Annotated in this window: 13 protein-coding genes and 1 pseudogene; 8 read left to right on the forward strand and 6 right to left on the reverse strand. The window is 60.3% G+C overall.

What is annotated here, in order from left to right:
* Positions 1–144 precede the first annotated feature (144 nt).
* The 6 genes from BMZ79_RS04205 to BMZ79_RS04230 all read right to left on the reverse strand — a co-directional run bounded on the left by BMZ79_RS04205 (position 145) and on the right by BMZ79_RS04230 (position 7,464).
* Entirely contained in the window at positions 145–1,221 is a 1,077-nt protein-coding gene (locus tag BMZ79_RS04205; RefSeq protein ID WP_090636802.1) for a Ger(x)C family spore germination protein, read from the reverse strand.
* Positions 1,218–2,285: a GerAB/ArcD/ProY family transporter gene (locus BMZ79_RS04210; protein WP_090636804.1), complete on the reverse strand. Its 1,068-nt coding sequence runs from the start codon at positions 2,283–2,285 to the stop codon at positions 1,218–1,220. Before BMZ79_RS04210 ends, BMZ79_RS04205 begins: the two co-directional genes overlap by 4 nt.
* Positions 2,278–3,618, reverse strand: a complete 1,341-nt coding sequence (locus tag BMZ79_RS04215) for a spore germination protein (protein WP_090636806.1) — start codon at positions 3,616–3,618, stop codon at positions 2,278–2,280. The genes BMZ79_RS04210 and BMZ79_RS04215 overlap by 8 nt, the downstream gene beginning before the upstream one ends.
* Before the next feature lie 91 nt (positions 3,619–3,709).
* Positions 3,710–4,813: a GerAB/ArcD/ProY family transporter gene (locus BMZ79_RS04220; protein ID WP_090636808.1), complete on the reverse strand. Its 1,104-nt coding sequence runs from the start codon at positions 4,811–4,813 to the stop codon at positions 3,710–3,712.
* 10 nt (positions 4,814–4,823) lie between these two features.
* Entirely contained in the window at positions 4,824–5,972 is a 1,149-nt protein-coding gene (locus BMZ79_RS04225; protein WP_090636810.1) for a Ger(x)C family spore germination protein, read from the reverse strand.
* Position 5,973: 1 nt separating this feature from the next.
* Positions 5,974–7,464, reverse strand: coding sequence for a spore germination protein (locus tag BMZ79_RS04230; RefSeq protein ID WP_090636812.1), 1,491 nt, complete (start codon positions 7,462–7,464; stop codon positions 5,974–5,976).
* Positions 7,465–7,633: 169 nt separating this feature from the next.
* On the opposite strand from BMZ79_RS04230, the gene BMZ79_RS04235 reads away from it, so the two are divergent.
* The 8 genes and pseudogenes from BMZ79_RS04235 to BMZ79_RS35560 form a co-directional block, all read left to right on the forward strand.
* Positions 7,634–8,404, forward strand: coding sequence for a glucose 1-dehydrogenase (locus tag BMZ79_RS04235; RefSeq protein ID WP_090636814.1), 771 nt, complete (start codon positions 7,634–7,636; stop codon positions 8,402–8,404).
* A 355-nt stretch (positions 8,405–8,759) separates the two neighbouring features.
* The gene (locus BMZ79_RS04240; RefSeq protein ID WP_090636816.1) at positions 8,760–9,026 is read left to right on the forward strand and encodes a CD3324 family protein; all 267 of its coding nucleotides are present in this window, start codon (positions 8,760–8,762) and stop codon (positions 9,024–9,026) included.
* A gap of 244 nt (positions 9,027–9,270) precedes the next feature.
* Positions 9,271–10,749, forward strand: coding sequence for a spore germination protein (locus BMZ79_RS04245; RefSeq protein ID WP_177222003.1), 1,479 nt, complete (start codon positions 9,271–9,273; stop codon positions 10,747–10,749).
* Positions 10,736–11,893, forward strand: coding sequence for a Ger(x)C family spore germination protein (locus BMZ79_RS04250; protein WP_090636820.1), 1,158 nt, complete (start codon positions 10,736–10,738; stop codon positions 11,891–11,893). Before BMZ79_RS04245 ends, BMZ79_RS04250 begins: the two co-directional genes overlap by 14 nt.
* Positions 11,894–11,942: 49 nt before the next feature.
* The gene (locus BMZ79_RS04255) at positions 11,943–12,140 is read left to right on the forward strand and encodes a hypothetical protein (RefSeq protein ID WP_177222004.1); all 198 of its coding nucleotides are present in this window, start codon (positions 11,943–11,945) and stop codon (positions 12,138–12,140) included.
* 1 nt (position 12,141) lies between these two features.
* Positions 12,142–13,239 (forward strand): GerAB/ArcD/ProY family transporter, encoded by a 1,098-nt coding sequence (locus tag BMZ79_RS04260; RefSeq protein ID WP_090636824.1) that lies wholly within the window; start codon positions 12,142–12,144, stop codon positions 13,237–13,239.
* Between the two features lie 217 nt (positions 13,240–13,456).
* Complete coding sequence (locus tag BMZ79_RS04265) at positions 13,457–13,954, forward strand: DinB family protein (protein WP_090636826.1); 498 nt, start codon at positions 13,457–13,459, stop codon at positions 13,952–13,954.
* 102 nt (positions 13,955–14,056) lie between these two features.
* Positions 14,057–14,146 (forward strand): annotated as a pseudogene (locus tag BMZ79_RS35560) (stress-induced protein, KGG, repeat-containing protein); the annotation flags it as partial.
* Positions 14,147–14,166 lie beyond the last annotated feature (20 nt).

Genomic DNA, 14,166 nt, shown 5'->3' on the forward strand with positions numbered 1-14,166 from the left:
CCGAAGTTCCTCCGAACGCCATAGCAGCATACGCCAAAGAGCCCGCGACCGGAAGGAAGCTGGGCTCTTTGGCGTTGTCGCCGGGAGGCCGGCACGACCCTTTTCTCCGCTAAGCGCAAGTTCTAACCGCCTGTGATGGCCCCTTTAAGAGCTCGTCAAATTTCCCTCGTTCTGAATGATCGGATGCACGCGCACGTCGACCTGCAGCCGGGGCAAATAGTCGGTGCGCCAATGCTTGAGGCGATCCCGGGGGATGAGATTGCGGAATTCCTGGCCGATGCCCAGAATGTCCGATTCGCTCTTGCGCAGCTTCGCGAACATCCGCTGCATGCGTTCGGCCGTCTGCCGTTCGAGCTCCCTCCCGATGAGCGCCGCCGAAGAATCGCCTTTCTTCTCCAGCACCGACACCCGGATCGTCATGTCGAGGATCACGCCGGGCTGGCCGTTGACGAACGTACCCTTCATGCGAACGGCGTCCTGCAGGATCAGGACGCTGGCGCTGTTCATGACCTCGATGCGGCCTTGCGCGCTTTCTTCGTTGAACATATTGGCGAGCAGCGTCTCGTCCAGATCGATGCGGCCGACCATTTTGCCGCTGCATAAGATGGCGGAGCCGTCATAGTCGAACGTGCCGCTCTCGCCGCTTTTGAAGATGGGAATCGCCACGTCGCGGGTGTACGAGTGGATGCTGCGGTACACCTCCCATACGCGCGTCAAGGCCATCTGCGGATTCCATCCCGCGTTCTTCTCGATGCTGTCGTAGATGGCCGTCGCCGTCGGCTTGAACGAATTCACCATGAACGCGAACAGGGACTCGAGCGGTTCGTCGCTGATGACGAGCAGCGCCTTGGCCGATATGTGGTCGTTGCGCATAAAGTTGTCAATGCTCTCCTTCATGCCCGCTTCCGCGTAGCTTCGTTCCATGATGATCACCTTGACCTCGGGCAAGTCGACGTCGCTCGTCATCTTGGCGCTGATCGCATCCACGGCCTCCGTGATCGTATGCCCGTAATCCGACACGACTTTGAGCTGGAGCCCGTCCTTGACCGGATCGGGGAATTGCAAATACACATGGTAGAGACCTGCTTGCTTCGCAATGCCCATGCAGACGGGCAGCGCCCGATGATTGATGTCCCGGGTATCCCAGCAGCCCGTCAACAGGCCGAGGACGAGCAGCGGGACGGCGACGGCCGGCAGGAGACGCGGCGCGATCGGCTTCATGCGGGCACCTTCGCCCGGAATCGGAGGCCCAGCAGCAAGGTCGAGAGCGGCAGCAGGATCAGGACGTAGAACCGGAGGAACGCGTTCCAGGCGAAAATATTTTGTACGGTGCGCCAATCCGGAATGCAGAGGCACGAGACGAACGCAGCCGCCAGCAGCGCAAGCAAAATATAGACCGGCTTGAAGGCGGGGAACCAGCGATGCACGATCCGAACCGGTTGCCAGAGCGATACGGCGACGTAGAGCATCGTGAAATTCGCGAGGCCGAACAAGAAGAAGATCGTCACCTTGTCGAAGACCAGCCAGCTGTAATAGATCGAATCCAGCGCGACGGAATACGGGAAATCGAACGTCGACGACGTGGCTTGGCCGAACGTCAGGAGGGGAATGTACACCGCGAAAAAAAAGAACGGGAACAGCAGGGCGGACGCCAAGTAAATCCGGCTTTTCTTGAAGGTCGAATGGGGCTTCACGAAGCCCAGGAACGAAAAGCCGGCGGCGACCGGGTGCAGGCTTTGCCAATAATGCATGTCGGAGACGAAGGAGAAATCGTTCCGGAGCGGGAACATGTACCGCCAGTCGACGTTCTGAAACGACACCGCGAAGATGAACAGGATGACCGGCAGGCAGAAGAAGCTTAACAGGATGCCGGTCCGCAGCAGCGTTTCCAGTCCCTTGGACGCGATATAGCCGGAGACGGCCAAAAAGAGCGCCGCCAGCGCCCAGATCGGGGTCTTCGACAAAAAGACGACGATGACGACTTCGGCCAGAATCCGCACGACCAGCACGACGGTGACGGACAAGTAGAGGGCGAGCGGCACCAGGATCAGGAAAGCCACGGGTTTGCCCGCGCGGAAGAAGAGGCCGACGATGTCCTTGTCTCCCGAATAGCCGAGCCCTTTCATATAGACCGCGATCGCCAGCAGATGGATCCCGTAATTCAAGAGGATCTCCACCCAATGGCCTTCGCCCGCGCTGACGATGATGTCGCGGGGATACAGAAAGAAAATCAGGCCCAGATGAATGAGGATATACAACACGAAGATTTGCCAGCTTCTATCCATGATCGGTTGCGTTCCTTGTTTTATACAGGCTGACGTAAGGGACCCCGTACGTCGTCAAGCTCGCCAAGTAGGCGCAAACCAAAGCCAAGCCTTCCAGAATGCCCATCACGCCGAACAGCGCGGCCAGCACCACGATCATATACTTGGCGCTGCGCAGCGCGATCGTTTGCGGCAGCCCGACGATGGTCGAATTCGCGATCGTAACCGCCGCCAGAATGATGATGAGAATGTTGCTGACCAGCTTGGCCTGCACCACCGCCTGGCCCAGGATGATGCCGCCGACCATCGTGATCGTCGGCCCGATGCGCTGCGGCAAGCGGGCGCTGGCTTCGATGATGAGCTCGAGAATGATGAGCATCAGCACGATCTCGAGGAAGACCGGGTACGGGATGCCTTCCCGGGATTGCGCGATGGATACGGCCAGCTCGATGCGAAGCACCTCGGGGTTCACGGAGACGAGCGCGACGTACAGCGCCGGCAGGATCAGCGTGGCCATGACGCCGACGAATCGCACGCTGCGCATGAACACCATGAGCGGCACGGTCATGTTCCGGTCGCTCTCCAGAAAGAAGGCGTCGAGGATCAGCCCGGGAAGCACGAACGCGATCGGGAACTGGTCCAGCAGCAGGACGGCTCTTCCATCCCGCAAGTAACGGGCCGTCTCCTCCGGAAGCTCGGTTTGGGTGAAATTCGATAGCGTTCGCCACGCATTGAAGCCCATGTACCTCGCCAGACCTTGCAAGTTGCGAACGCAGCGGTTCCGGTTGGATTCGATTTGATGCTTGACCTTGGCGATGAAGGCCGGGTCGGCCTTGCCGTCGTAATAGAGCAGCGACAGCGACGTCGTCTCTTCGCTTCCGATGACGTACGTATGGACCCGAAGCTTCTCCGATTGCACTTGCTTGCGAAGAATGCCGATATTGGCGTGCGAATCTTCGATGAACGCGTTAAACGAGCCGTGCAGCACGTTCTCGGTCGTCGGCTGATCGACCTGGCGGTCCAGCTTCTTCGGAACCGGATCCGCGATGACGCAAGCGGCGTCGTCTTCGAAGCAGATGAGCAGCTTGCCCTTCAGGATGGCGCCGATCGCTTCGCCTTCGTCCGCGAGACCGGGCTTGACGTCCCCGAGCGAGGCTTTGAGCCGGTCCAGGCTCATTCGGGCGAGGGAGGCGGATTCGCAGTGCTGCTGCAGGCCGATTTTCGTGCTCGGCACGTCGATGAGGGACTTGAACCCGACGAGCACGGCGGGAGCATCCGACAAATAGGCGGGAATCGCGAAAAAGTCATTGTCGTGCTCGAACGTTTTGCTTAGCCGTTGCACCAGGCTTGTCATGATCCGTTCCTCCCGGCTGGATGAATATCCCTTATCTTCGCCATCGCGGAATGGGAATATGCAATGCCGGCAGTCGGGGGAATGCCGGACGTCAAGAGGCCGACGGTTTGTCCGCCCGGTTCATCCGGCTTCGCACGCTGCCGATCGTCCACAGCAGGAGCGGAATCCCGAACAAAAACACCGGGTAGGCGACGGTCTTCCAGAAGTGCGGGAAATTCACTTGGGACTCGTCGACGCTGCGCGGAAACAGGGCGACGGCCAGGACGAGCGCGGCGACGATCCCGAGCAGGCGGCGACGCTTCTTGATCCGGAACAACTGCGCCGTCCCGTAGCTCGTGATGAACAGGTAGAGGCCGAGCTTGACGAAGACCGTGAAGCTCATGCCGACGACCAGGAAGATGTCGAGATTCTGCACGAATTCCATCACGGAGATGTACTGGCTGAGCGAGTAGACGGGATATTGCAGCTTGGCCGGGACGCTGCTGCCGAGCATCATGATCGTATCCATCACGGTGTTCAGCAGCACGAGCGCCGCGAGTCCCACGCCCCACAAGCCGGAGGCGACCGCCTTCCGTTTATTGCCGATGAACGCGATCAGCATCACGATCATGACCGATTCGCACATGAAGGAGGCCGCGGGCGAGATGCCGGCTAGCACCGGCATCAGCCCTTCGGCGGGCATAAGCGGCAGCAGGCGGTCCGCGTGGAGATCCTTCAGGGAAAGGATGCGGAACAGAATGACGTTGAAGACGATGATGGGACCGATGACTTCGCTGCACCGCCCGACGATCTGGATGCCGCCGTCCACCGCATAGACAATGACGAGCAGCATGAGCAAGAGGATGACCCATAACGGCGTCTTGTCGAACAAAGCCGTATGCACGAAATCGCCGTATTCGCGCAGCACGATGCCGGTGACGGCGATCCACAACAGCAGATAGGCGAAGACGATCGCTTTGCCGAGCCACCTGCCGATGATTTTCGGTACGTATTCGACGAACGTGTCGTTCGGATAGAGCAGACTCAGCTTGGCCGCGACGAAGGTAGCGAGCAGGGCCGCGCCCCCCGCCAGCAGGGCGGCCAGCGGGGAGCCTTGACGGGCGGCCCGGAACGTCGGGGAGATCACGAGCATGACCGTCATCCCGGACTCCATCGAAAACAACAGCCAAAATAATTGATAATTCGTCAGCTTCATTTCGAGCTCCTTACGGTTTATTCGGAGGCGGCCCTTGCAAGCCGATGCGCCGGATCTTGACGCGCGAATGAACGGTGATTTTCGCGTGTGCGAACGCTTGCTCCCAATGCGCGTCCAGCCGTTCCCACGCCTCGGGATGCTGACGGTTCACGGCTTGCCCGAAGTGAAACACATCGACGCCCAGCTCCTTTTGCGCTTTCCGGATGACGGCAGCTTGGTCCTCTTCGACGCGGCGGTTCAATTGGGCTTCGAAGGCGCGCAACGCCTCGGGTTTGCGGAGATCCGCTTCCGGAAGACTTTCCAGAATGACGCCGCTGCCCTTCAAGGTGACGTCGATGTCGACTCGATCGTCATGGACCGCGGTCCGGATGTCGCTGCCCAGCCGAGTGATGTTCGTATTGAACGCGCCTTGTCCGATCGGCGCGCTTGCCGTAATCGGGATTCGCTCCGTTTCGCCCGTGATCCATAACCGATAGGCGGACTCCATCCGGTTAAGATAGCCGGCCAGCCCCTGTTTTCGGTTCAGCACGGCCCTGCCGTAGATTTGCATCGTTTTTTTGCGCAGCTTCGCATCGTAGACGACTTCGACGGCAGGCAGCGTGGGTCCGCTGCCCGGGACGTTCTCCTCGATCAGAATCTCCAGGAGCGAATTGCCGGTCGTCTTGCCGATGATATGGCGGATCTTGGACAGCGCGATCGCGGGCATGTTCTCGAGCGGATAGGATACCTGCATGAAGTCGAGCGCGGTTCCGCCCTTCACGACCCAAATATCGGATTTGAGCCGGCTGTCGGGATCCCGGGTGACCGAGTCCATGAGATCGGCGATCCCGGACTTCGCCATCTTCTCGCCGAAGTAGATATTATTGCGATGTCCGCGGGTGATTCTTCGGGACAGCTTCAACTGTTGGTCCAGGAGGCATTCGGACACCGTTTTTCCGGTGCCCGTCTCGACCAAGTAGGACGGCTTGTTTCCGCCTCCGGCATCCCCGGACTGCTTCGGAAGCATGAATTGCCCGATGAGCAGCAGCGATCCGTCCTCCAGCCGGTCGACGCCGGACCCGAGCTCGAACAAGCGGTCGTTCAGTTCGCGGCGATCCCAGCATCCCGTCAGCGGAAGCAGAAGAAGAACCGCCAGCCAGCCGAATCGTAAACGTCGCATATTACCTCCTTAGGGGCTTGCCGCGGAGAATCGCCTTGAACGAATTCAGCTTCAACCTGGGCGCCCGAATGAGCACGTCTTTGATTTGGTCCGGCCGGAACGGGGCGATGGGGGACAGATAGGGAACGCCGAACGATTCCAATCGGGCCATGTGGACCAAGATGACGAGCGTGCCCAAGGCGATGCCGTACAGCCCGAGCGCCCCGGAAATGATGAGCAGCGGAAACCGAAGGATCCGGAACGGGATGCTCATGTTGTACCGGGGTATGGCGAAGGACGCGATGCCGGTAATCGAGACGATGATGACCATCGGCGCGGACACGATGCCCGCCTTGACCGCGGCTTCCCCGATGACGAGGGCGCCGACGATGCTGACGGCGGAGCCGACGGCTTTGGGCAGCCGGACGCCGGCTTCGCGCAAGCCCTCGAACAGGAATTCCATCAGCAGCGCTTCGATGACGCCGGGAAACGGCACGCCTTCGCGCGCGGAGGTAATGTTCGGCAAGAAGTTCGTCGGCAGCAGCTGCGGATGGAACGTCGTCACGGCTACGTACAGGGACGGCAAGTACAAGGACACGACGAACAGGATGTACCGGGTCCAGCGCACGAGCGTCGCGTACAGAAACCGTTCATAGTAATCCTCGGCCGCTTGAAAGGCCGTCCAGAACGTAATCGGCAAAATCAAGACTTGCGGCGCCCCGTCGGTCAGGATCGCGATCTTGCCTTCCATCAGATTCGCCGCCACGATATCCGGGCGTTCCGTGTTGATGGTCTGCGGAAAGGGGCTGAACGATTGGTCCTCGATGAATTCTTCGATATAGCCGGTTTCCAGCACGGCTTCCGTCCGCACGCCGTCCAAGCGCCGCATGACGAGCTCGAGCAGCTCCGGACGGACTTGTCCTTCCACGTACGCGATCACGACGTTCGTCTTGGTCATCGTGCCGAACTTGATCGGTTTCAGCTTGAGCTGCGGCGTTTGGATCCGTCTGCGGATCAGGCTCGTATTGACTTGAAGCGTCTCGGTGAAGCTCTCCCGCGGGCCGCGAATGGCCATCTCGCTGGCCGGCTCGTCGACGGCGCGGTGCTCCCAGCCGGACGAATCGAGCAGGAGCGCTTCGGACTCCCCTTGGATGAACACGGCCAGATGCGCCTGCAGAATCGATTCGGTAATTTCCCGCAGGCTGCTCTCGCCGCGAATCGGCCGCACGACGGAGAAATGCTCCTTCACGGTCGGATGATCGACCGCCGGTTTGGCGCCGGAATGCGCCTTCTCCAAGACCCAGGATTGAAACAGCGGCGATTGGAAGACGTTCTTGTCGATCAGGCCGTCAACATAGACCATCAGAATCGCGCAAGCGTCCGACAGCTCGACCCGTTGATAGACGATATCGTAGCAATGCGCGAAGAGCTGCCGCAGCAGCGCCTCGTTCTCGTCCAAGCCGGCGCCGATCGTTTCCCGAGGATAGACGACGGGATTCCGCGAAGCGCGCATGTCCGCACGACCCCCTTAACCTTTTCCATATAATCCTTCCTTCCGCCAAATTTATGCAACGCGCATCGCCGCCCGTCCCGCGGCTTCGGCGGCGTATATTTCCGGAAGATCGAAGTCATGATACAGGCGAATAAGCGGTACGATATCGGAAGGCAAAGGAGAAGGAAGCATGGGAAAACTCGACGGAAAAGCAGCGCTCATTACGGGGGGCAGCAGCGGCATCGGATTGACGACCGCCAAATTGTTCATCGCGGAAGGCGCGAAGGTCGCGATCACGGGACGGAACCCGGCGACGCTGAGCGCGGCGGCGGCGGAGCTCGGCCCGAACGCCCTCGCGGTGCAGGCGGAGGCGGCCGATCCCGCCGGCATGGAACGGGCGGCGGCCCAAACCGTCGAAGCGTTCGGCCGCTTGGACATCGTCTACGCGAATGCCGGCATCTCTTCGGCTACCCCGCTCGGAGGCACGGAGGTATCGGTATTCGAGAACGTGCTCCGGATCAACGTGACCGGGAGCTTCGTTACGGTGCAGGCGGCGCTGCCGCATCTGAAGGAAGGCGCGTCGGTCATCTTGACCGGCTCCACGCGCGCGACGGACGGCACGCCGACGCGCGCCGCCTACGCGGCGAGCAAAGGGGCCATCAGCAGCATGGCGCGCGTGTTCGTCGCCGAGCTGTCGCCGCGGGGCATCCGCGTGAACACGGTGGTGCCGGGGGCGACGCGCACCCCGATCTGGAACAAGTCGACGGCCGAAGAGACCGCCCGGCTGGAAGCCGCGCAGGCGCGCACCATTCCGCTGAACCGGATGGGCGACCCGGACGAAATCGCGCTCGCCGTCCTGTTCCTGGCGTCCGACGATTCCTCCTTCGTTCAAGGCGCGGAGATCACCGTCGACGGAGGAGCCCGTTCGGCGCCGCTCGGAGCGCCGGTCTATCGGCAGTGAGCGGATCGTAAAAAACGGCTATAATCGTTCTTTCGCTTGCCGCCGAGCATCCGCGCATGCGTTAATATAGATGTCGGCCGACGAAATCTTCGCGAAAGGAGATGATCCCATTGATCACGCATACGGAGGTGATTTCCGCCTAACGGCGGAAGTCGCCATCAGGAGGGAGGCCATGCGGCCTCCCTTTTATTGCATCGCCTAGTCGACGGATGGATCCGTTTTCATTTATAGTAAGCATAGGCGCGCGTTTGCGCGATAAAGCATGAATCACGATGACGACGAGAGGGGGAAGGAAACGTGAACAACTTGTTTTCCGGCGGCGGTACGACGGGCGAAACGATGAAGGAGGTTTACGTTGACCTACAAAAACGGAAAAGATGTGCTTCCCCCTAATCTATTGGAGGAGCTTCAGCGCTATATTCAAGGCGAACTGCTGTATATCCCGAAGCCGGACAACGAGCGCGCGGCATGGGGAGAGAAGAGCGGCTCGCGCGTGCTGATCGCGCGGCGCAACGAGGAAATCTACCGGTGCTACAGGGACGGCAGCACCGTGCGCGAACTTGAACGGCGGTATCACTTGTCCGGCGAAAGCATTCGCAAAATCATCTCCGCGATGCGATAGCTCGTCGCGAGATAGGCGCAGAACGGCAGCCCGAGACGGGCTGCCGTTTTTTTGCATGCAGGGGCCGTTAACGCGCCGTTCGTCAAGCGGCGCTTGCGGACACGAATGCCGCGGCCGCATGCCGGCTAACCTTCGTTTCGAATCGGTCTGCCGCTCCCGCGCAACCGGTTTCCTGAATAAGGGCGGAACCGCAAGCAAATACTGCGTAGAGTTCCTAAAAATGGATTGGCGTCTGGAGGTAAGGATGGAACAGCGGAAGATACGGCTCGCGCCTTCGGTTACCCGGAACGTGGACGCGCTGCGCCGCGAGTTTGCGGATAACGACCATATCAGCTTCCACTTGTTCGAGTCCGGCGCGGGCGAAGCCTCGGCCGCCTTGGCGTACTTGAGCGTCTTGGTCGATCAATCAAGGCTGCATCAGCATATCCTTCCTTGGCTCAGCGAGCGCGCGGGCGCGGCCGGAGCGTCCGCCGCCTCGCTGGCCGAGTCGGCCCGCGCGCAAGGCATCGAAGGAACGGTATCGGATCTGACGGAAGCCGTGCGCTTCATCGCGAATGCCGGCATCGTGCTGTTCATCGAGGGCAGGACGGACGCGCTCGGGATGGCATTGCCGGGGTACGGGAAGCGGGCGCTCGAGGAGCCGGTGCTGGAAGTGAACGTGCGGGGACCACGGACCGGCTTCATCGAGGACCTCGATACGAATCTGGGCTTGGTGTACCGCCGGCTGAAGACGCCGAAGCTGAAGGCCAAATCGTTCGTCGTCGGGGAGGAAAGCCGGACGGACGTCGCGGTGCTGTATCTTGCGGACCAGGCGGACCCCGAGGTGCTGCGCGAGGTCGAGCGAAGGCTGGCTTCCATCCGCCAGAACGTCGTGGTCGACAGCGCGCAGATCGAGGAGTGGATTCAAGACAGCCCGTATTCGCCGTTCTCGCAAATCCTGAATACGGAACGGCCCGACCGGGTCGCGACGGCGCTGAATCAGGGGAAGATCGCCATCCTGACGGACGGCAGCCCGAACGCGCTGCTGGCGCCGTCCGCGTTCACGGATTTCCTGCATCCGAGCGAGGACTTGTACGAGAAGTTTTACTTCGCCAATTTTTTGCGCCTTTTGCGGCTGCTCACGCTGTTCATTTCGCTGTTTCTGCCGTCCATCTACGTCGCGCTGACCACGTTTCACCTGGAGATGATTCCGACGCCGCTGATGCTGACGTTCCTCTCGACGAAAGCGGGCATTCCGCTGCCGACGTTCCTCGAAGCGCTGCTGATGGAGATCGCCTTCGAGGTGCTGCGGGAGGCGAGCCTGCGGCTGCCGCGGGCGATCGGCCAGTCCGTGAGCATCGTCGGGGCGCTCATCATCGGGGAAGCCGCCGTGCAATCGGGCATCGTCTCGAAACCGGTGGTCATCGTCGTCGCGATGACCGGCATCGCGTCCTTTACGATCCCGTCCTTCAGCACGGCCATCACGCTGCGGCTGCTGCGGTTTCCGCTGATCATGATCGCGGCGTGGACCGGCGTGCTCGGGATATCGCTCTGCATGTTCGCCGTCGTGCTGCACCTCTGTTCCTTGACGTCCTTCGGCACGCCGTACTTGCCGACGTTGGAATGGAAGCGCTGGAAGGACTTCGTCAGCCGGCACGTGATGCTGCCGATCAAGCACCGCCCGCTGTCCCGAAGCGAGGCCGCGCCGGCGGAGAGGGAAGAATCCGATCATGAGGAAGCTTAGACGGACGCTGCTGGGGATCCTGCTGGCAGCGCTGCTTGCCGGCTGTTCGCCGGATATTCAGGAGATCAGCGATATCGCGCTCGTCATGCTGACGGCGATCGATTACGACGCGAAGAAGCAGGAATACGTCTTTACGGTCAATTGCCTCAACGCCTCGACGAACAGCACCCAGAATACGCGAAAGCTGGAATGGGTGGCCAGTTCGACCGGCAAATCGATTTTCGAAGCCGCCCGCAATTTACGCAGCCACGCGGGGAAGGTCCTTATCTGGCAGCACGACAAATTTTTTCTCGTCGGCGAGAGCGCAGCCCGGCATTCGTTGTACGAGGTCGTGGATTTTCTGACGCGGTCCCGCGATATCCGGCTGTCCAGCTACCTGATCATCGGCGAAGGGAGCGCGGCGGATATGATGCGGTCCACGTCCGAATCCGGCGATCTGATCTCGAACGAAATCGTCGGCAAAATCAAAAACGAAAAATACTGGGGCAAAAGCATGACGCTGACCATCAAGGATATCGCGAACGATTACATGAATCCGTACCGCGGGTTAGCTACCGGGAAACTGAGCAAATCGAAGACGCCGGACTCCGACCGGGACGTGCTCTTCCTGAATGGCGGCTCTGTCATTCATAAAGGAAAATTAGCGGGATGGATCTCGGGGAAGGACGTGCTTTCGCTCCATATCCTCCTCAAGAAGAAGGAGTGGGGGGATTTGCAGTTCTCGGAAACCGTACCGTTCCGATCCGCCAAGCTCAGCCTGCAGATGAAGGTGGACAAGCGCTCCATCCGCATGACGCAGACGCGCGGAAAACCGGGCTTCGACATTCGCATCCGCCTGTCCGGCTCGATCAAGAATTTGGACAAGCAGGTGAACGCGGCGGATCCGGCCGTTCTTCGGGAAATGGAGGAAACGACCGGCCGCTACGTCGAGCAGCAGCTGAGGAGCAGCATCCGCTTGTTTCAACGCGACTTGAAGATCGATCTCATCGGCCTGGCCGACATCGCGAGACGCTATCACCCGAACGCGTGGGAGGGGATGAAGGACGACTGGGTGACCGACATTTATCCCGCGATGCCGATTCGCGTCCGGGTGGACGTCGCGATTCCGACAATCGGCATGAGCGAAGCGCTGGGAGGAACGTAACATGACGTCCTATGCATTGGTTGCGGTTTTTTTGGCGGGAGCCTTCTGGATGTCCGCTCGGTTGTGGCATCGGCAGCTGCGGCGAGAAGCGTTCGTCGTCGTCCTGCTCTCGGTCGCCGCGGCAGGCTACATGATCCCCCCGGCCGGGCGCTTGATGCCGACGGCGTCGTCCCTGACCACATGGATGTACAAGCCGTTATACCATACCATATCGCGGCTGTTAGGCATCGAGGAGGTGATTCCGTAACGTGAACACGCAGCGTATCACGCCGTTCCAGTTGACTTGCCTCTGCTTTGCGTTTCTCTCCGGCTTTTCGACGCAGTATTTGCTGGAAGCGAAGGTGATCATGCAGGATGTGTGGATGGCCAACGAATTGGCCGTTTGCTGGGTGCTCGTCATCTTGAAAATCAATACGTACGTGCAGAACCAATACCCGCATCGGAACATGACCGAGATTATTGAAGTGCTTTACGGCAAATGGGTCGGCAAATTGGTGTTGGGCTACTATACGATCACCATGGTCGGACTCGCGACCCTCTCGCTTCGCTCGATCTCGCTCTTCTACACGACGGCCATCCTTCCGAATACGTCGCCGAAGCTGATCATGCTGCTCGTCTTGATCGTGACGACGTATGCCGCCTCGCTCGGGCTTAACGCGATCGCGCGTTCCGTGCTGGTCATTCTTCCGTTCTTCGCCGTGGCGATCCTGGTCATCTGCGTGTCCATCTATCGCAACGTGGACATGAACCCGTTCATGCCGCAATTCCGGCACGGATTCCCGATCATGGTCTTCGGCACGATGATGTCGTACGGGTTTCCGTTCGGCAAATCGGTCGTCATGTCCTACTTGTTCTCCGAGGTCACGGAGCAGAAGAAGCTGTTCAAAGCCTGCAGCATCGCCGTCGTCATGTCTTGCGTGTACTTGCTGCTGGCGACGTACCTCTCGTTGGGCAGCCTGGGCGAACACCTGTTCAAGGCGGCGACGTTTCCGTTCTTCTCCGCCATTCAACTGGTGAAATTCGGGGAATACATCGAACGCATCGAGATCACCATCATCGCGATTTGGACGATTTTGACGTTGTACGAAGTCATTACCGTCCAATACGTATTCGTGAAGATTTCGGGCCGGATTTTCGGGCTGAAGACGTTGAAGCCCCTTTATATTCCGGCCGGCGCGTTCATCTTCGGCGTCACGGTCAACAGCCTTCCGATCCCGGCGGCGCTGGTCGCGTACGATACCCGCATGCTTCCGGTCGTGAGTCTCGGATCGGCTTGCCTGCTGCCGCTCTGCAATTTGGGCATGACGCTGATCCGCAAGCGGAAGGCACCCGTTCCGCAGACGTGATCCGGGAGGTGGGCCGGTTCCTCTTTGTACGGGCGCTTCCGGTAGCGAACGCCGTCCGGTGCCGGGAAGCGCCCTGCGTCTTATGAAAGCCGCGGTTGCCGCGGCTTTTTTGCGTTTCGGCAAGCGGGCACCGTGCCATCGAATCTTCATGCAAGAAAGCCTTTCCACGCATCCGGGATTCGCGTATACTAGCCCTGAAAGCGAGGAGAGGAAAACAATGGCGAAAGAACTGATTATCGGGGATGCCCGGCATGAGCTGGCCAACACGCGCCGCATCCTGGAGCGATTGCCCGAGGAACAGCTGGAGTGGAGGCCGCACGCGAAGTCGATGACGCTCGGCGGCTTGACCACGCACCTGATCAACTTGCTGAACTGGCAGGTCGCGATGATTGAAGGCCCGGAACTCGATCTGGCGACCGTGCCGCGCCGGCGGGAAGCGCTGACCCGCGTCGCGGACGTTCTGGCGGAATTCGACGCGAATGCCGCCAAGCTCGAGCAGCTGCTGGCCGACAGCGACGAGCAGTCGCTCGGCGAGGAATGGACGCTGCGTAGCGGCGACCGGATCATCATGCGCCGGCCGCGGGCGCTCGCGCTTCGCACCATCGGATTCAGCCACATGATCCACCACCGGGCGCAGCTCGGCGTGTATCTGCGGCTGCTCGACATTCCGGTGCCCGGCTTCTACGGGCCGTCGGCGGACGAGCAGGTCCAATAAAGCAGGATTCGCGGCGCGCAGCCGCAGCCGGCGATTCTTGCGTGCGCCTGACGGCAAAGGCCCGAGACATGGATCTCGGGTTTTTTGCCGTTGCGCCGGCGCATGGGCGGGGAAGCCGCTTCGAAAAATCATGACAAAGAATTTGATCAGGAAATCGGCCGAAACGGCGGCGAAGCGACGTCCGATTCGCACAGGGCGGCGGGGCGAGGAGC

The organism is Paenibacillus sp. UNC496MF, assembly GCF_900113915.1.
Lineage (GTDB): Bacteria > Bacillota > Bacilli > Paenibacillales > Paenibacillaceae > Paenibacillus_Z > Paenibacillus_Z artemisiicola.